Source organism: Flavobacterium sp. F52 (assembly GCF_000278705.1).
GTDB lineage: Bacteria > Bacteroidota > Bacteroidia > Flavobacteriales > Flavobacteriaceae > Flavobacterium > Flavobacterium anhuiense.
Genome location: NZ_AKZQ01000037.1, coordinates 385755 through 404862, shown reverse-complemented (window position 1 = coordinate 404862; position 19108 = coordinate 385755). Strand labels below are relative to the sequence as shown.

The 19108-nt window shown below is 34.5% G+C and carries 19 protein-coding genes; 8 read left to right on the top strand and 11 right to left on the bottom strand.

Annotation, left to right across the window (positions count from 1 at the left end; genetic code table 11):
• Positions 1-29: 29 nt before the first annotated feature.
• The 4 genes from FF52_RS20270 to FF52_RS20255 all read left to right on the top strand — a co-directional run bounded on the left by FF52_RS20270 (position 30) and on the right by FF52_RS20255 (position 7019).
• A complete protein-coding gene (locus FF52_RS20270) occupies positions 30-2420 on the top strand; it encodes a 3-hydroxyacyl-CoA dehydrogenase/enoyl-CoA hydratase family protein (RefSeq protein ID WP_008468518.1) in 2391 nt (796 codons plus the stop codon).
• A 103-nt stretch (positions 2421-2523) separates the two neighbouring features.
• The gene (locus tag FF52_RS20265; RefSeq protein WP_008468516.1) at positions 2524-3705 is read left to right on the top strand and encodes a thiolase family protein; all 1182 of its coding nucleotides are present in this window, start codon (positions 2524-2526) and stop codon (positions 3703-3705) included.
• 181 nt (positions 3706-3886) lie between these two features.
• A complete protein-coding gene (locus FF52_RS20260) occupies positions 3887-5692 on the top strand; it encodes an acyl-CoA dehydrogenase family protein (RefSeq protein ID WP_008468513.1) in 1806 nt (601 codons plus the stop codon).
• 310 nt (positions 5693-6002) lie between these two features.
• Positions 6003-7019 (top strand): glycoside hydrolase family 18 protein, encoded by a 1017-nt coding sequence (locus FF52_RS20255; RefSeq protein WP_008468512.1) that lies wholly within the window; start codon positions 6003-6005, stop codon positions 7017-7019.
• A 43-nt stretch (positions 7020-7062) separates the two neighbouring features.
• Here the strand turns inward: FF52_RS20255 and FF52_RS20250 are convergent, their stop codons facing one another.
• The 4 genes from FF52_RS20250 to FF52_RS20235 all read right to left on the bottom strand — a co-directional run bounded on the left by FF52_RS20250 (position 7063) and on the right by FF52_RS20235 (position 9541).
• Complete coding sequence (locus FF52_RS20250; RefSeq protein WP_008468509.1) at positions 7063-7554, bottom strand: hypothetical protein; 492 nt, start codon at positions 7552-7554, stop codon at positions 7063-7065.
• Positions 7555-7635: 81 nt separating this feature from the next.
• Positions 7636-8550, bottom strand: coding sequence for a transporter (locus tag FF52_RS20245; protein WP_008468507.1), 915 nt, complete (start codon positions 8548-8550; stop codon positions 7636-7638).
• Between the two features lie 42 nt (positions 8551-8592).
• Complete coding sequence (locus FF52_RS20240) at positions 8593-9111, bottom strand: DUF4251 domain-containing protein (protein ID WP_008468505.1); 519 nt, start codon at positions 9109-9111, stop codon at positions 8593-8595.
• Positions 9112-9115: 4 nt separating this feature from the next.
• Positions 9116-9541, bottom strand: a complete 426-nt coding sequence (locus FF52_RS20235) for an META domain-containing protein (RefSeq protein ID WP_035692018.1) — start codon at positions 9539-9541, stop codon at positions 9116-9118.
• Positions 9542-9753: 212 nt separating this feature from the next.
• On the opposite strand from FF52_RS20235, the gene FF52_RS20230 reads away from it, so the two are divergent.
• On the top strand, positions 9754-10281 hold the full coding sequence (locus tag FF52_RS20230) for a superoxide dismutase family protein (protein ID WP_008468500.1): 528 nt from the start codon (positions 9754-9756) through the stop codon (positions 10279-10281).
• A 109-nt stretch (positions 10282-10390) separates the two neighbouring features.
• The gene (locus tag FF52_RS20225) at positions 10391-11593 is read left to right on the top strand and encodes an LETM1-related biofilm-associated protein (RefSeq protein ID WP_008468499.1); all 1203 of its coding nucleotides are present in this window, start codon (positions 10391-10393) and stop codon (positions 11591-11593) included.
• 43 nt (positions 11594-11636) lie between these two features.
• Here FF52_RS20225 and can read toward each other — a convergent pair whose 3' ends face one another.
• From can to FF52_RS20205, 4 genes are all read right to left on the bottom strand, one after another.
• Positions 11637-12272, bottom strand: coding sequence for a carbonate dehydratase (can, locus tag FF52_RS20220; protein ID WP_008468497.1), 636 nt, complete (start codon positions 12270-12272; stop codon positions 11637-11639).
• 114 nt (positions 12273-12386) lie between these two features.
• Positions 12387-14033 (bottom strand): SulP family inorganic anion transporter, encoded by a 1647-nt coding sequence (locus tag FF52_RS20215; RefSeq protein WP_008468496.1) that lies wholly within the window; start codon positions 14031-14033, stop codon positions 12387-12389.
• Positions 14034-14116: 83 nt separating this feature from the next.
• Entirely contained in the window at positions 14117-14398 is a 282-nt protein-coding gene (locus tag FF52_RS20210; RefSeq protein ID WP_035692090.1) for a hypothetical protein, read from the bottom strand.
• A gap of 122 nt (positions 14399-14520) precedes the next feature.
• Positions 14521-15000: a Dps family protein gene (locus tag FF52_RS20205; RefSeq protein ID WP_008468490.1), complete on the bottom strand. Its 480-nt coding sequence runs from the start codon at positions 14998-15000 to the stop codon at positions 14521-14523.
• 107 nt (positions 15001-15107) lie between these two features.
• Here FF52_RS20205 and FF52_RS20200 point away from each other — a divergent pair, with 107 nt between their 5' ends.
• Positions 15108-16055 carry a LysR substrate-binding domain-containing protein gene (locus FF52_RS20200; protein ID WP_008468488.1) on the top strand — a complete coding sequence of 316 codons (948 nt, stop codon included), beginning with the start codon at positions 15108-15110 and terminating at the stop codon, positions 16053-16055.
• A gap of 28 nt (positions 16056-16083) precedes the next feature.
• Here FF52_RS20200 and FF52_RS23925 read toward each other — a convergent pair whose 3' ends face one another.
• Together FF52_RS23925 and mnmD are read right to left on the bottom strand one after the other, a co-directional pair.
• Positions 16084-16281: a hypothetical protein gene (locus tag FF52_RS23925; RefSeq protein ID WP_008468486.1), complete on the bottom strand. Its 198-nt coding sequence runs from the start codon at positions 16279-16281 to the stop codon at positions 16084-16086.
• A 148-nt stretch (positions 16282-16429) separates the two neighbouring features.
• Positions 16430-17110, bottom strand: coding sequence for a tRNA (5-methylaminomethyl-2-thiouridine)(34)-methyltransferase MnmD (gene mnmD, locus FF52_RS20190; protein ID WP_008468484.1), 681 nt, complete (start codon positions 17108-17110; stop codon positions 16430-16432).
• Positions 17111-17417: 307 nt separating this feature from the next.
• Between mnmD and FF52_RS20185 the strand changes: the two genes are divergently transcribed.
• A complete protein-coding gene (locus tag FF52_RS20185; RefSeq protein ID WP_008468483.1) occupies positions 17418-18488 on the top strand; it encodes a branched-chain amino acid aminotransferase in 1071 nt (356 codons plus the stop codon).
• 234 nt (positions 18489-18722) lie between these two features.
• Here the strand turns inward: FF52_RS20185 and FF52_RS20180 are convergent, their stop codons facing one another.
• Positions 18723-19103 carry a nucleoside triphosphate pyrophosphohydrolase family protein gene (locus tag FF52_RS20180; protein WP_008468482.1) on the bottom strand — a complete coding sequence of 127 codons (381 nt, stop codon included), beginning with the start codon at positions 19101-19103 and terminating at the stop codon, positions 18723-18725.
• Between the last annotated feature and the right edge of the window lie 5 nt (positions 19104-19108).

Sequence of the window (19108 nt, the reverse complement as noted above, 5' to 3'; positions counted from 1 at the left end):
GATTCTGTAAAAAACAAATAATAACAAATATGAAACGCACAATTAAAAAAGTTGCTGTAATTGGATCCGGAATTATGGGTTCAGGTATAGCTTGTCATTTTGCTAACATTGGTGTCGAAGTTTTACTTCTGGACATTGTACCGCGTGAACTGACCGAAGCTGAAGCTAAAAAAGGATTAACACTTGAAAGTAAAGCCGTTCGCAACCGTGTGGTAAACGAACATTTGGCGAATTCATTAAAATCAAAACCATCTCCTATTTACAGTCAAAAATTCGCAAGCCGAATCACTACTGGAAATACGACAGATGATATGGCAAAAATTGCCAATGTAGACTGGATTATTGAAGTTGTTGTTGAGCGTTTGGATATCAAAAAATTGGTTTTTGAACAAATCGACAAATTCCGTAAACCGGGAACTTTGGTTACTTCAAACACTTCTGGTATTCCAATTCACTTTATGAGTGAAGGAAGAAGCGAAGATTTCCAACAGCACTTCTGCGGCACTCACTTTTTTAACCCTGCGCGTTACTTAAAATTATTTGAAATTATTCCTGGTCCAAAAACTTCAAAAGAAGTATTGGATTTCTTAAACGAATACGGATCTAAATTCTTAGGAAAAACTTCGGTTGTTGCTAAAGATACTCCGGCGTTTATTGGAAACAGAATTGGTATTTACGGAATCCAAAGTTTATTCCATTTAGTTAAAGAAATGGGATTAACAATCGAAGAAGTTGATAAATTGACAGGACCAGTAATTGGTCGTCCAAAATCAGCTACTTTCCGTACAGTTGACGTTGTTGGATTGGATACTTTGGTACATGTTGCCAACGGTATTTACGAAAACTGTCCAAACGACGAACAGCACGAATTGTTCAAACTTCCTGATTTCATTAACAAAATGATGGAAAATAACTGGTTAGGAAGCAAAACCGGACAAGGTTTCTACAAAAAAGTAGACAAAGATATTCTTTCTTTAGACTTAGATACATTAGAATATAGAGCTGCAAAAAAAGCAAATTTTGCAACTTTAGAATTAACTAAAACTATCGACAAACCGATCAATCGTTTTAAAGTTTTAGTAAAAGGAACGGACAAAGCAGGTGAATTCTACCGCAAAAGTTTTGCTGGAATGTTCGCTTACGTTTCTAACAGAGTTCCTGAAATCACAGATGAATTCTACAAAATTGACGACGCCATGAAAGCTGGTTTTGGATGGGAAAATGGTCCATTCGAAATCTGGGATGCTATTGGTGTTGAAAAAGGAATTGAAATCATGAAAGCAGAAGGTTTAGAACCTGCTGCATGGGTAAATGAAATGTTGGCCTCTGGAAGCAAAAGTTTTTATACTGTAAAAGAAGGCGCTACTTATTTCTACAACATTCCAACAAAATCACAAGAAAAAGTTCCTGGACAAGATTCATTCATTATTCTGAACAACATTCGCGAAAGCAAAAAAGTTTGGAGCAACAGTGGAGCAATTATTCAGGATTTAGGAGACGGAATCTTAAACTTAGAATTCCAATCTAAAATGAATACAATTGGTGGCGACGTACTTTCTGCTATCAACAAAGCAATTGAATTAGCAGAAAAAGAACACCAAGGTTTAGTTATTGGAAACCAAGCAGCGAATTTCTCTGTTGGTGCTAATATCGGAATGATTTTCATGATGGCGGTTGAGCAGGAATATGATGAATTGAATATGGCAATTAAATTGTTCCAAGACACTATGATGCGTGTTCGCTATTCTTCTATTCCAGTTGTGGTTGCGCCTCACGGAATGACTTTTGGCGGTGGATGCGAAATGAGCTTACATGCTGATAAGGTTGTTGCTGCTGCAGAAACTTACATGGGATTAGTTGAATTTGGTGTCGGAGTTATTCCTGGTGGTGGTGGTTCTAAAGAAATGACTTTAAGAGCTTCAGATTTATTCCGCAAAAATGATGTGGAATTGAACGTTCTACAGGAGTATTTCTTGACTATCGCAATGGCTAAAGTTTCGACTTCTGGTTACGAAGCTTTTGACACTGGACTTCTTCAACATGGAAAAGATGTTATCGTAGTAAACAAAGATCGTCAGATTGCTGAAGCTAAGAAACATGCATTGTTAATGGCAGAAGCGGGTTATACACAGCCAATTAGAAGAAATGATATTAAAGTTCTAGGAAAACAAGCTTTGGGAATGTTCTTAGTTGGAACAGATCAAATGCAAGCTGGAAAATACATTTCTGAGCACGATAAGAAAATCGCTAACAAACTGGCTTACGTAATGGCTGGAGGTGATTTATCTGAAGCAACTTTAGTATCTGAACAATATTTATTAGATATCGAACGTGAAGCTTTCTTGAGTTTATGTACAGAGCGTAAGACTTTAGAAAGAATTCAATACATGTTGACTAAAGGAAAACCGCTTCGTAACTAGAAAAATAGATACAGAAGAAAGAAGCAAGAGAAAAGACAAAACTCTGTTTTGAAATCTTGCTTCTTGCATCTTTCTTCTACCAATCTTAAAAAACAAAAAACAAATGAAAACAGCATATATAGTAAAAGCATATAGAACAGCAGTTGGAAAAGCTCCAAAAGGTGTTTTTAGATTTAAAAGACCTGATGAATTAGCAGCTGAAACCATTCAGTTTATGATGGACGAATTGCCAGATTTTGATAAAAAACGTATTGATGACGTTATGGTAGGAAATGCCATGCCGGAAGCAGAACAAGGTCTTAACGTTGGACGTTTGATCTCTTTGATGGGATTAAAAGTTGAAGACGTTCCTGGGGTTACCGTAAACCGTTACTGCGCATCTGGATTAGAAACTATCGGAATGGCGACGGCTAAAATCCAATCAGGAATGGCAGATTGTATCATTGCAGGTGGTGCAGAAAGTATGAGTTACATTCCGATGGGAGGTTACAAACCAACTCCGGATTATAAAGTTGCTGCTGCAGGTCACGAAGATTACTACTGGGGAATGGGTTTAACTGCTGAAGCGGTTGCTAACCAATATAAAATCTCTAGAGAAGATCAGGATGAGTTTGCTTACAACTCTCACATGAAAGCGTTGAAAGCACAAGCAGAAGGAAAATTCGACAAACAAATCGTTCCGATTACTGTTGAACAGACTTTCATCAATGAAAATGGTAAAAAAGAAACTAAATCATACGTTGTAAACAAAGACGAAGGGCCAAGAGCCGGAACTTCTAAAGAAGCTTTGGCGGGTTTAAAACCAGTTTTTGCTGCTGACGGAAGTGTAACTGCCGGTAACTCTTCTCAAATGAGCGATGGTGCTGCTTTCGTTTTAATCATGAGCGAAGAAATGGTAAAAGAGTTAAACCTTGAGCCGATCGCACGTTTGGTAAACTTTGCTTCTTCTGGTGTTGAGCCAAGAATTATGGGTATTGGCCCTGTAAAAGCAATTCCGAAAGCATTAAAACAAGCTGGTTTAACATTGAACGATATCGAGTTAATTGAATTAAACGAAGCTTTTGCTTCACAAGCTTTAGCCGTTACTCGCGAATTAAACATTAACCCAGAAATCGTAAACGTAAACGGTGGAGCAATTTCTTTAGGTCACCCTCTTGGATGTACTGGAGCTAAACTTTCTGTACAGTTATTCGACGAAATGAAACGCAGAGGTAATAAGTACGGAATCGTTTCTATGTGTGTGGGAACTGGACAAGGAAGTGCTGGAATCTACGAGGTTTTATAAGAAAGTATTATTAAGTAAAGTATACGTTCAGTTTGTCATTTCGACGAAGGAGAAATCTTCGCAAGTAGCTCTGCAAAGATTATCAACCATGTGGAAAATCGTAGTGAAGATTTCTCCTTCGTCGAAATGACAAGATTGTGTACAAAAACCATAAATAAAAAACATACAAAAAACATTAGCAATGGCAGATACAATCGAAAAAAACGTGACTCGTGGTGGTCAGTTTTTAGTTAAAGAAACAAAATGCGAGGATATCTTCACACCAGAAGATTTCTCTGAGGAGCAGTTAATGATGCGTGACTCTGTAAAAGAGTTCGTTGACAAAGAATTATGGGCGCATAAAGATCGTTTTGAGAAAAAAGATTATGCGTATACAGAAGCTTCTATGCGTAAGGCTGGAGAACTTGGACTTCTTGGAGTTGCAGTTCCAGAAGAATACGGCGGATTAGGAATGGGATTTGTTTCTACAATGTTAGTTTGCGACTACATTTCTGGAGCAACGGGTTCTTTCTCAACTGCTTTTGGTGCTCACACTGGAATTGGAACTATGCCAATTACACTTTATGGTACTGAAGAACAAAAGAAAAAATACGTTCCGAAATTAGCTTCTGGAGAATGGTTTGGAGCTTATTGCTTAACGGAACCAGGTGCAGGATCTGACGCTAACTCAGGGAAAACAAAAGCGGTTTTATCTGAAGACGGAACTCATTATCTAATTACAGGACAAAAAATGTGGATTTCAAATGCAGGTTTCTGCAGCTTATTCATCGTTTTTGCTCGTATTGGAGATGATAAAAACATTACAGGTTTCATTGTAGAAAACGATCCTTCAAATGGAATTTCTATGAATGAAGAAGAGCATAAATTAGGAATCCGCGCTTCTTCTACTCGTCAGGTTTTCTTCAACGAAACAAAAGTTCCTGTTGAAAACATGTTATCTGAAAGAGGAAACGGTTTCAAAATCGCGATGAATGCTTTAAACGTTGGTCGTATTAAATTGGCTGCAGCTTGTTTAGATGCACAAAGAAGAGTTACTTCTGGAGCTGTAAAATATGCTAACGAAAGAATTCAGTTTAATACTTCTATTTCATCTTTTGGAGCTATCCGTTCTAAATTAGCTGAAATGGCAACTAATGCTTACGCAGGAGAAAGTGCTTCGTACCGTGCCGCAAAAGATATCGAAGACAGAATCGCTGCTCGTGAAGCAGAAGGAACTTCTCACCAAGAAGCAGAATTGAAAGGTGTTGAAGAATACGCTATCGAGTGTTCTATTTTGAAAGTTGCGGTTTCTGAGGACGTTCAAAACTGTTCTGACGAAGGTATTCAGGTTTTTGGTGGAATGGGATTCTCTGAAGATACTCCAATGGAAAGTGCTTGGAGAGATGCTCGTATCGCTCGTATTTACGAAGGTACAAACGAAATCAACAGAATGCTTTCTGTAGGTATGCTGATCAAAAAAGCTATGAAAGGACACGTTGATTTACTAGGACCAGCAATGAAAGTTCAGGAAGAATTAATGGGAATTCCATCTTTTGATGCTCCAGACTACTCTGAATTATTTTCAGAAGAAAAAGCAATAGTAGCGAACTTGAAAAAAGTTTTCTTAATGGTTGCTGGAAGCGCTGTTCAAAAATACGGACCAGAATTAGATTCTCACCAACAGTTATTAATGGCTGCTGCTGATATCTTGATCGAAATCTACATGGCTGAAAGTACAATTTTGAGAACTGAGAAATTAGCTAAAAAAGAAGGTGAAGATAAAGTTCAAGAGCAAATTGCTATGGCAAAATTATACTTGTACAAAGCGGTTGATATCGTAAACTTAAGAGGAAAAGAAGGAATTGCTTCTTTCTCTGAAGGTGACGAACAACGTATGATGTTAATGGGACTTAAACGTTTCACTAAATATACTAACCTGCCAAACGTGGTAGCGTTAAGAGAAAAAATTGCAGAAAAATTAGTTGCAGAAAATTCATACTGCTTCTAATTTCAAAATAGTTTTTAGCTTTTAATTTGTTATAAACCCGTGCAAGTCCGAAACTGCACGGGTTTATTTTTTTTTAATATGCTTATCGAAAGATATTTCTTATACGTCGCAATATTTTTGCAGCGATTTGCAAAATATTTGTTAAAATTAGCTTATAGACTCATACGGAATAGCTAAACATAAAATGCATTACAGTATATTTAACATTCTAAAAACTATAAAAACAAAATAAATGAAACAAATTAACCTAATTGCATCATTTTTATTGTGCTTTTGCTTCACAGCTGTCTTCGCACAAAAAAATAAAAAAATGGACATTATTGCTTATTACACTGGCGATTCTCAACTTATTGATAAATATGAAGTTGGAAAATTAAACCAGATTATTTTTAGTTTCTGCCATTTAAAAGATGGAAAACTAAGTGTTGATTCTGCCAAAGATTCTATCACTATCAAACATTTAGTTTCTCTTAAAGCAAAAAATCCACAGTTGAAAATTATTGTATCTCTTGGAGGATGGGGGGGCTGCGAACCTTGTTCTCAAGCATTCTCAACTGCTGAAGGACGCTTAAAATTTGCAAAGTCTGTAAAGGAAGTAAGCGATTATTTTAAAATTGACGGTTTAGATTTGGATTGGGAATATCCATCGATTGAAGGACTTCCAGGACATTTATATCAACCTGCTGACAAACCTAATTTTACAGAACTAATCAAAATATTACGTTCTACTTTAGGTAAAAAATATGAATTAAGCTTTGCTGCAGGAGGCTTCCAAAAATGTTTAGATGAATCTATTGACTGGAAAGCAGTTGCTCCTTTTGTAAACCGCATTAATATCATGAGTTACGATTTAGTAAACGGATATTCAAAAGTTACTGGTCACCACACGCCTTTATACAGCACAAATCCGAAAGAAGAATCTACAGAGAGAGCCGTTGAATTTTTATTGAAACTAGGTGTTCCTGCTGAAAAATTGGTAATTGGAGGTGCATTTTATACCAGACAATGGAAAAATGTAGAAAACATCAATAACGGATTATACCAAGCAGGAGAGCACTTTCAAGGTGTTGACTTTAAAAACTACGCTACAACATACACAGAAGCAAACGGCTGGAAATATTTTTATGATGAAAAAGCTCAAGCGCCATATTGGTACAATGCATCAACTAAAACTTTTGCTACATCAGATGATTTAAAATCTATCAGAGCTAAAGCGGAATATGTAAAAGCAAAAAAACTAGGTGGCATCATGTTCTGGGAACTTACTCTAGACAGTTTCCGCGACGGAATGGTAAATGAGATTTACAAAGTTAAAACTGAAAAATAAAAAAAGGGAATCAAATTGATTCCCTTTTTTTATAAACGAATATTTACATCGTTTTAGTCTTATTTTTGTCCATTTCACCAATAAACGGAATTGCTTCTAAAATTTCGCTTCTTATTATAGTTTGAAGATAAACCTCAAGCTGAATAAACTTTGCCGCGTTTATTGAACCAATTGCTTTTTTTGCCTGATTATAAGTCTTAGAATAAAGCTTCTCGTAATCAACGTGGTTTTTTAAAGTAGCTTTTGCCAACTCATCAGCTTTTGCATCTGTTAAAGTTTCATAATTAGCTGCATAATCATTTAATAGTTGAAATTTTGTCTGTCCTAAGGCTTTTCGCGACGTTTCATAGTCATCATAAACTTTAGTGAAAGCAGCGGCTTGTGCATCAGATAAGTTCATGTACTGTTTTACCAGATCTGCTTTAGATTTTCCATAAACACTTTGTACTACTTCTAAATCTTCTTTATAAGAAGACTGTGCATAAGATGAAAACGAGGCTGCCGCCATGATAAGAATAAGTCCTAATTTTTTCATAGTTTTAATTTTAAATTTGTTTTTAAAAATATATGCATACTCAAATATACTGATTTTAAACACTTTAAATAAAATAACATTTTAAAAGAAAGAATATTGGTAAACTGCTGAAAGCGCATAATAATTTAGTCCGTTGTTGGTATATGCCCCAATATGATATTGAAATCTAATGGATTGCCCTTTTGCAATTGGAGTAGAAAAAGTTCCTCCTACGCGCCAGTTATCAATCTGGCTATCATCCGAAACGCCATCAGTAATAGTTCGGCCCCCAAAAAACCAAGTCGTATTAAAACCAACCCACATTTGATTTTTAAAATAATAGCTTGCATGCGCCTGAAGGCTGTAGGTTGGTTTTTGCTCTAATTTTTTTCCTAGATAATCATTATTATCCGTATAAAACCAAACCCCGCCATAAGCCTCAGCATACACATGAGCAAACCGTTTCGATACTCCTATTTCTGGCTTGAAAGCCCATCGGTTTGTTCCAATGTTTACTTGTTTATCTCCATAATATCTTCCTGTTGGGATTGAAGTAACCAAACTGACTCCAAGAATTGTTTTTTGCTCAAAACTTCTGAATTCAGATCTATCAAGTGCAGGAGAACCTAGCAAATTAATTCCAAAACGCACTTTCATATCTGCAAAACCAGTTCTTGAGCCAGTAACCAGCTGATCACTAACTACAGCAGATCCATCCATAAAAGTAAAAGGCAGTCCAACCTGTATACGAGCCAATTTATTTGCCAATCCAAACGTTCTAATATAATTCACAGCCATATTATGGCTTTGAAGTGTAAAATCTTTTATAGGTAGAGAAGGATCTGTAAGCACATTTCCATTTATAAAAACATAACCTGCAGCAATTACATTTAAATCTTTAGGAACATTAGCATACGCTCGAGGTTCCAAATCCTGAGCAGATAGGGACAACACACCAAAAAAGAAAACCAAAAGCGAAAACTGCCACTTTACTAACCAAAAAAAGATTCTTACCATATATTCAGACGAATTTGTGACAAGTTTACCCCATGAATTATATCATTGTTTCTCCGCTGTTTTGGGAGCATATATTATTCCATCATAGCTAATTGGGCCTCTATTATTACTACTGACAGAAAGTGTTGTGCTTCCGTTATAAAAGATAGAAAACAGTAAATCATAAACATCGCTTTTCCCTCTTACTGTCGCTTTTAGAATAGTATTATTCTTTTTACTTTCAACTCTAATATTTTCGGGTTTGCCTTCAAATTTTATTCCGCCATCACTATTGTATCCCACATTATAACCACGTCCGAAAAAAGGCAGATCACAAGTTGTACTGTCAGCTTTAAACTTTAAAAAATAAGTATTATAGTCCAGCTGGATTAATCTCCCGCCTTGAGGCGTTGCTTTCTGAGCTTCAAAAACAAAATTTTGACTATCTATAAGCGCTTTAATTTCATTTTGTTTTTTAAGTTCTCTTTCTTGCTTGAGTTCTTTTTTTGTTTTTTCTTGTGCAGAAACCGAAAAGTTTAGAATACTAACTAAAAAAAGCAAAACAGATAATTTCGTTTTCATAACATTATTTTTTATTGAAACGCATCATGGCAATATCTCCAGAAATAAAATTCAATGTTTTGCCATCATCTGTTATATCAAATGATGTAATTTTCTGCAGTGTACTCATGTAAGCCTGCTCCCCTTTACCGCCATCTAAGCACATCATCTTGGTTACGGCCATGGGTTGAGTAAAATCAATTTTGTTGCCAGTCACATTCAGTTTTCCAGTGTATGAATTACAGCTGTTGTTTCCGGATACCTGATTCTCTTTCGTATTAAAATTTATACTTGGCTTTTTATTTGGATATAAGACATCAAAGGTTTGTGTGTCCGAGATATAATTCAATTCCCAATTTCCATCAAGCTTAGAAACTGCATCGGTTTTTACGCATTTACAAGAAATTAAAAACGAACTAAAAAAAACGAGGGTAAAAATCTTTTTCATCATAACATTAAGGATTAAATGTGAGCGAATTAGATAATTGGCTTTCAGAAATTATTCGTTAAAAAGCTATACGAATTTAAACAATATTTTCGGTTTTTAACTCAATCAATATCAAATTATAACGTATAGTTTGACTTTTTTTTAACTTTTAGAGTTAATCAGTTCCGTTATTTTATGTTAAATTTACTTAATCTTTAATTAAAATGCCCGTAAATATGAAAAAACTAATTGTTTCTTTCGCTATAATTACAGCCTTAATCATTGGCTGTAAAACAAATAATAAATCAAATGATGCTAAAACTCTGACTGTTGCACTAGAGCCAAAAAGCAACAGTAAAGTAGCCGGAACTGCTACTTTTGTTGAGAAAAATGGCAAAGTAACTTTTACAGCAAAAATCACAGGTTTAGAGCCTGGAGTTCACGCCATACACATTCACGAAAAAGCAGACTGTAGCTCTGCAGACGGAAGTTCTGCCGGGGGACACTGGAATCCAACTTTCAAAAAACACGGAAAATGGGGAGTTGGAGAATATCATAAAGGTGATATCGGAAACTTTACCGCCGACGCAAAAGGTAATGGATCTATCACTTTAACTACCGACGAATGGTGTGTTGGATGTGGAGATTCTAACAAAGATGTTCTTGGAAAAGGTTTAATCGTACATGCAGGAACAGACGATTTTACCACTCAGCCAACAGGAAATGCCGGAGGAAGAGTTGCTTGCGCAGGAATCATTAAATAAGAAAAATTTGAATAACCGCTATTTTTAACAAAATCTAGCGGTTATTTCATTTTAAAATGAATTCTAAAACAAGAAAAAGACATAGCTTTGCATCAGCAAAATAAAGTCAATGATTAACCCATCAGCACCAGGCTGGATCGATAAGTTTTTTAGTGAACAGAAGTTTTCAGAAGCTATTCCTTTTGAGACTGTGGATTTGTTTTACTATAAAGTAAGAGAAACGGGTTTCATTTACGGCCATATTATTGCTATAGATTCGCAAGTTCCAATTCCGATAAAAGGCTGGTTTAAAACCGAAATTTCCAAAGTCGCTTTACTTAATACGCTCTACCATGTTTTTTGCTTAGAGAAAAGAAATTCGGAACCTAAAAATTTTATTTCTGAAGTTTTAAAGTTTTACAAGCAAATGAACCCGGAAGGATTTAATTTGTTTAAAATTTTATTGCCCAAAGATACTCCTTCTCTATCGCTTGAAAATATTATTGATCAGAGAGTTCAAACCAATGACAGTATCATCAGTAAAAACTTTTCGCATTTGGTGACCAATGCACTTTTGTTTATTGATGTTTTAGCTTTCAGACAATATTTGGAGCACGGAGAAATTCCTGAAAAATATTTAAAACGAATTGAAGAAACAGTTCTTGGAATTGTTGGTTTGGCTTTGAAAACCAAAACCGTAAAATCGCAGCATGACGATCTTTTGATTAAACTTTTTGAAGCTTCTATACGCTATTCAAAATTTTCAAAAGTAACGGTTGAGACCTTAGAGACTTTGAATCTTGATTACTTTAAAAACAGACTTGAACAATATTATCTGATTGACATGGCCGGAATGGCTTTGTGGAGTGATGGCGTAGTGGAAAACGAAGAATCGTATTTTCTATATGCTTTAGGATCAACAATGGGAGTTCCTGATGATTTTGTGACCAAAAGTATGGACACAACCAATACTTTTATCACCACACATAAAAAGAAGATTCCGTACTTTAATTATTCAAATCCTGTTAAACATTTTTATGACCAAATGACGCATAGCGTAGTCAAATTAATCATACGAAATAAAAACAGGCTGATTAAAGAAATTGTTCAAAGTAAGGAATTAATGGTGCTACTTGCCTACTCTACCACTAGAGATTTGGATGCGAAAGAAAAGAAAAAAGTAAAAAAACAGCTTTTAGACATTTGTAAAACCATTCCATCGCTTACCATATTTTTACTTCCCGGAGGAAGTTTATTGTTGCCGATATTGATTAAGTTTATTCCAACAATGCTTCCATCAGCATTTAATGAGAATTTAGACGAAAACGAATAAAAAAAAATCGCCCTTTTTAAGGGCGATTTCTATTTTTTAACGATTAAAGATCTAATTGGTAAACTTCGTCTAGTTCATCATTCGAAGCAATGTTTACATTTAAGTCTGTTACAAAACCTGAATTTAATCCGTAAACCCATCCATGAAGCATTAAATCTTGTCCATTTTTCCAAGCATTCTGTACAATAGATGTTTTTGCTAAGTTGTAAACCTGCTCTTTTGTATTGATTTCAACAAAAGCATTGAAACGCTCTTCTTCATTTTCAATTGAGTTTAAATATTTATCGTGAAGACGATATTCATCTTTAATATGACGTAACCAGTTATCGATAATTCCAACAGATTGATGTCCCATTGCAGCTTTCACACCACCGCATCCGTAGTGTCCGCACACAATAATATGCTTAATTTTTAAAACATTTACGGCATAATCTAGAACACTAAGCATATTCATATCAGAATGCACTACCATATTGGCAATGTTACGGTGAACAAAAACTTCTCCTGGTTTTGCACCAACAATTTCGTTTGCAGGAACACGGCTGTCAGAACAACCAATCCACAATAATGGTGGCTGTTGTCCTTTTGCCAAATCAGCAAAATAGTTCGGGTCTTTTGCCAATGAAGTTTCAACCCACTTTTTATTGTTTTCTAATAACTGCTCATAAAATTTTCTCATTTCTTTATTTTTTTGTGTGGTAATTTTTAAGTTATAATAGCCTCAAAAAATGAACTTGATGTAAAGTTACCTAAATTTTGACATTTCTTAGGTCTTAAAAACACCTAAATTTAATTATTCTTCTCTAACAACTTCTCTTTTAACTAGTTCTCTTTTTGCCACATCATAATAATGTTCAATCGTAACATGATTATTATTTTCTGGCGTATTTTCTAGTTCGTATGCTTCTTTAAATCCTTTAAGCTTCACTTTGATGTTTTCATCAACCGCTCTGGTTTCTTTAAATTCGCGAATCAAATCTAAAACGTCATGTGCAATATACTCTGTATCATGAGCATTGATGATTACTTTTGAATTTTCTGGAATTTCATTTAAAGTCTGCTTGATAGCCGCTTTGTTTAAAAACGAAACTTCCTGAGCTAAATCGATATGAATGATATCGCCATCTTCATATTCTTCTTTTTTAAATACATAAGCTCTTTTTAAGTTTCCTCTTAAAACAAAGATGATACTGATGATAATTCCCAACGCAACACCTTTTAGCAAATCTGTCGCAACAACAAAGACCAAAGTTGCGATGAAAGGTACAAACTGGTATTTCCCCTTTTCCCAGAAATGCATAAAGGTTGCTGGTTTTGCTAATTTATATCCGATCAAAATCAAAACCGTAGCCAATGTTGCCAATGGAATTTTGTTCAGAATTGCTGGAATAGACAATACACTTATTAATAAAAGAATACCGTGAATAATGGTTGACATTTTAGATTTTGCTCCTGCGTTGTTATTCGCTGACGAACGTACTACAACAGATGTCATAGGAAGTCCTCCTAAAAGCGAACTAACTACGTTTCCAATTCCCTGAGCTCTAAGCTCAACATTGGTGTCAGTATAACGTTTTTGCACATCCATTCTATCAGAAGCCTCAATACACAAAAGAGTTTCAATAGAAGCGACAATGGCAATTGTAATAGCAACCACCCAAACTTGCGGATTTGTAACAGCAGTGAAGTCTGGCATTATTATAATTGATTTAAAGTCTTCAAAAGATTTTGGAACTGGCAAAGAAACCAAATGTTCTTTCGCAATTGCCAAAGTGCTTCCTGTAGATACAAATATTTCGTTTAAAACTACTCCAGCAATAACAGCGACTAAAGCTCCTGGAACCAGTTTTATTCTTTTTAAGAAAGGAACTTTATCCCAAGCTAATAAAATTACTAATGAAACTGCCGAAACCACAACAGCTCCTAAATGAATATGATTTAAAACATCAAACAAAAATGAAAACGAATTACTTCCATCATTTTGAATAAAAGCTTGATCTCCTTCGAAATCGGCATCATAACCAAAAGCGTGCGGTATTTGTTTTAAGATAATAATAATTCCGATACCCGCTAACATACCTTCGATTACGTTTGTTGGAAAATAATTCGATATACTTCCCGCTTTTAAAAATCCTAATGCTAATTGAATTAGTCCAGCAATAAAAACAGACATTAAAAATACATCGAACGCACCTAAATCGGTAATAGCGGTTAAAATGATAGCGGTTAACCCAGCAGCTGGACCTGATACACTAATATGTGATTGGCTTAAATATCCTACAACGATACCACCCACAACACCAGCGATAATTCCAGAAAATAACGGTGCTCCAGAAGCCATTGCAATACCTAAACACAATGGAAGAGCCACCAAGAAAACCACTAAACCTGAAGCAAAATCAGATTTAAGGTTAGCAAAAAGATTGATTTTTTTTGTCATAATATAATACTAAAAAAATTATTCATTAAAGATTTGCCACATCTCAATAGAAATGCGGATAAAGATCAAAATAATCGGAAGTATTATGCTACGTTTGGCGGTGGAGCAAATATGCTCGGAGATATGTTGTCTAGTTTGACAATATTTTCAGAAATAATTGTTTTTTTCTCGATATAAACCGGAATCAAAACTTCATGCTCAAGAATTGTAGGGTGAACTACATTTTTAAGTTCTTTATGCACTTCTTCTTCAGCAATGCTAAAAGATATAGCCGTATTATTCCCTTTCTTTAACGCCTGAACAATTGTTGGGGTCGATAAGAAGGCAATAAAAATGAATAATAATATGCGGGCTATAAATTTCATCAAAGCAAAAATAGCGTTAAACAAATAAAATCAAAGAGATTTTTATAGAAATTTAACACAAACAAAAAAGCAGAATGCAATTTTCATCCCATTCTGCTTCTATTTTATTAAAAACCAATACATTATAACGATTCTTCTAACCAAGCATTCATCATCCAAATTGTTTTTTCCTGCTCAGCAATAAAGTCGCTCATCATAGAATTAGTTCCTTCATCATTAATTTCGTCAGATTTGTTCAATATTTCTCTTTCGATTTTTAATAAATCAGATAAGGAGTGAACAATCAATTGAACTGCTTTTTCATCGTTAGAAATATTCTTTCCAACCGTCAATTTATTATTTTGAATATAATCTTCAAAAGTATGCAGAGGCGTTCCTCCTATTGTTAGCACTCTTTCTGCGATCATATCTATTTTAAGTTGTGCATCTGTATATAATTCTTCAAACTTAACATGTAAATCAAAGAAGCGCTTTCCGCGAATATTCCAGTGAATCCCTCTTAAGTTTTGATAATATACTTGAAAATTTGATAATAATACATTCAATTCTTGTACTAACAATTCTGATTCTTTTACTGGTAATCCTAAAATATTTGTCTTCATAATCTTATTTTTTACACTAATTTACTACAAATTTAGAGTAACTTTACTAAAATATATATAAATAAAAATTATATTTTCTTATTTTCGCATCACAAATTACTATCAACATGACTATAACTCAATTGCAATATGTGTTAGCGGTTGCTGAGCATAAAAACTTCACTCTTGCTGCTGAAAAATGCTTCGTAACACAGCCAACTTTAAGTATGCAGATACAAAAGATTGAAGAGGAGCTTAATATCTTAATCTTCGATAGAAGCAAAAAACCGATTCAGCTTACTGATATAGGACAAAAAATTGTCAGCCAGGCGAAAAACATCGTAAACGAAGCCGATCGCATAAAAGATATCGTAGAACAGCAGAAAGGTTTTATTGGCGGAGAATTTCGTTTAGGAATTATTCCAACGATTATGCCTACACTTCTGCCTATGTTTCTGAATAATTTCATTAAGAAATATCCAAAAGTAAAACTCTTAATTGAGGAGCTGAATACAGAGGAAATCATTACAAAACTAAAAAACGGGCATCTAGATGCTGCAATTGCCGCAACGCCGCTTGAAGACGAAAAAATCAAGGAAATTGTATTGTACTTTGAACCATTCGTAGCCTACATTCCTGAGCATCATGCTAGTTTTCAGAAAGAAGAAATTGAAGTAGCCGACTTAAACCTCAATGAAATTCTGCTTTTACAAGACGGTCACTGTTTTAGAGACGGCATTTTGAATTTATGTAAAAGCGTCTCTGACGTCGATCAAAATAATTTTCAGATTCAAAGCGGAAGTTTTGAAACTTTAATTAAATTGGCAGACGAAGGCCTTGGTACAACGTTACTTCCGTACTTGCACACCTTAGACTTAAAAGAATCCGATAAACTGAAGCTTCGTAACTTTAAGGAACCAAAACCAGCTCGAGAGGTAAGTTTGATTTACCCAAAGAGCGAATTAAAGATGCAAATCATTGATGCACTCAGATCTACAATCGCAGGCGTTGTAAAAGGCGCAATTGTTTTTCAGAATGTTCAAATCATCAGTCCATTACAAAAGAAAGCGCAATAAAAAAGGAGCCAATTTGGCTCCTTTCTTTTTATACTTTAATTAGTTGTAGACTTTGTTTTAATTCTGGTTTTCCGACAACGAAATTCAGTAACCACTCTTGCAATTGTTCCATTTCGTAAGGCAACAGTGTTTTGATAGCTTTTTCTAACTCTTTGCAGAAAAGTACCGGATCGAAACTAACTCTTTCAAGTATTGATTTCGTGTAATCAAACATCATTTTTGACATAATAAAATAAGATTTTCGGGGGTTATCTATTTTTTTAAACTCGCACCAAATTTAAACAAATAACCAACATAAACATTACTTTTAACTTATTTTTTAAAAAACTTTAGCAACGAATACGTTTTCTTAAAACAAATAAATCAATATAGAATTATTCTAAATTATTCATTTGAACCGTTTTAAAAGCTCGAAACATTTCCCTTTTTCCTGGAGGTCCTGTTAATTTTTCTACCGTAAATCCAACTTCCATCATGCTTCTCTTCACAACTCCTCGAGCAGCATAGGTAACCAAAACGCCGTTTGGTTTTAAGCTATTGTACATTTTCTGAAAAATTTCAGTACTCCAAAGCTCCGGTTGTACTCTATATCCGAAGGCATCAAAGTAAATCAAATCAAAAATTTCAAAATCGTTTATTTCGTGAAAAAATTGTTTTCTTTTTGTTAACGAGAACAGGTCGCAAATTTCTATTTTTTCATTCCATTCACTTTTATGCATTTTTTCAAAAATGTTCTCAAATTCCAATGCCTCGAGTTCATCAGCATAATTCATCTCCAAGATTTCATCTGCATCAACAGGATAAGCCTCTACGCCAACATAGTCTATTTTCTGATTTTTTCTAATAGCTTCCAAATACGTGATAAAAGCATTTAAACCAGTCCCAAAACCTATTTCTAATATCCTTATCGGATTTTCAAATAATGAAAGACCATTTTTAATAAAAACATGTTTTGCTTCCTGAATTGCACCGTGTTTTGAATGATAACACTCGTCCCATTCAGGCAAACGAATTGTAGTTGAGCCATCTAGCGTTTTAATTATTTCTCTTTTCACCTTTTAAGAATTTAATAATAGCTTATTGTTGATTTTCAAGCCATTTCAATAATCAAATTTAGTCAAAACAAATGCGTAAAGCCTTAAAAAACGACACTTTTTTCATAAAATCTTTATAAAAATCAATTAAATATTTGAGTTTATTATAGGATAAACAAATCTCAATCAAAACCTATAAATAATGAATTTTCACTAAGCATTTTACAGATTTTTACGTAATTTTGCATTCGATAAATTCCATTTTACACGATATCATCACTTTAGATTTCTGAGAGTGAAGAATATCTCACAAAAAACATACATAACTATGAGTACAACTCAAACGAGCAAAATTGAAATCATTAAAGCTACTTCTACAAAAATAAACGAAGTAGATTTTGACAACTTAAGTTTTGGTGCTGTATTTACAGACCATTTATTCGAATGCGATTTTAAAAACGGGCAATGGCAAAATCCTGTCATTAAGCCTTATGCTCCAATTTTAATGGATCCGTCATCAAAAGTCTTCCATTATGGACAAGCGATTTTTGAAGGAATGAAAGCTTATAAGGATGATAATAATGATGTTTGGTTGTTTAGACCAGATGAAAACTTCAAACGTTTTAATAAATCTGCTGTAAGGATGGCAATGCCAGAAGTTCCAGAAGCTATTTTTATGGATGGTTTAAATGAATTATTGAAATTAGACAAAGATTGGATTCAAAGAGGAAACGGAGCTAGTATGTACATTCGTCCTTTTATGATTGCTACAGGTCCTGGAGTAATTGCAAATCCTTCTGATGAATATAAATTTATGATTTTACTTTCTCCTGCAAAAGCATATTACGGAGGTGAAGTAAAAGTTATCATTGCTGAACATTTCAGTAGAGCTGCAAACGGCGGTATTGGTGCTGCAAAAGCTGCAGGAAACTACGCTGCTCAATTTTACCCAACTAACTTAGCAAACAAAGACGGTTTCCAACAAGTTATCTGGACAGATGATGCAACGCATACAAAATTAGAAGAAGCTGGAACAATGAACGTGTTCTTCAGAATTAACGATACTTTATTAACAGCTCCAACAAGCGAAAGAATTTTAGATGGTGTGACCAGAAAAAGTTTGATTGCAATGGCTGAAAAAGAAGGATTAAAAGTAGAAGTTCGTCCTGTAATTGTTTCTGAATTGGTAGAAGCTGCTAAAAACGGATCTTTGAAAGAAATCTTCGGAGCAGGAACTGCTGCTGTAATCAGCGTTATCAAAGGATTCTCGTATAAAGATGAGTATTTTGAAATGGCTCCAATCGAAAATTCTTATGCTTCTTTCTTAAAAGAAAAATTAACAAATCTTCAGAACAAACTTTCTGAAGATACTTTTGGATGGACAGTAAAAGTTCAATAATCCAAAACCATATAAAAAAGAAACCCGATAAATTTAGTTTTATCGGGTTTTTCATTTTTCCTTTATTATTAAATTTTAGCTTCTCGTTGCCGTTACTTGCGAAGATTTGCTTCGCCTGTTCGCTATCGCTCGGGTCTCCTTCGTCGAAATGACAAAAATAACGTAAAGCTTTGCGAACTTGCCTTTTTCTAAGAACTGCAAAAAAAAAACTTAGCGTTCTTTGCGTTAACTTCTTTACAATAATTTCGAAAAATCAGGTTTAAAATAATTTGGGCCTTTCATTACTTTTCCGTCTTCGCGGTAAATTGGCTTCCCATCTTCTCCTAATTTACTCATATTACTGCGTTGGATTTCATCAAAAACAGCTTCAATTTTATCCTGAAGTCCATGCTCGATAATTGTGCCGCACAAGATGTACATCATATCTCCAAGTGCATCTGCAATTTCAACCAAATCATTATTTTGAACCGCCTCGTAATATTCCTCATTTTCCTCCTTCATTAAATTATAACGAAGTAATTTTTTCTCTGCTCCTACATCGGCAATTGGAGTTAAACTGTGGCCAATTTTAAAAGCAGTGTGAAATTCGGTTACGGCGTCAAGTTGTTTTTTCATATAGT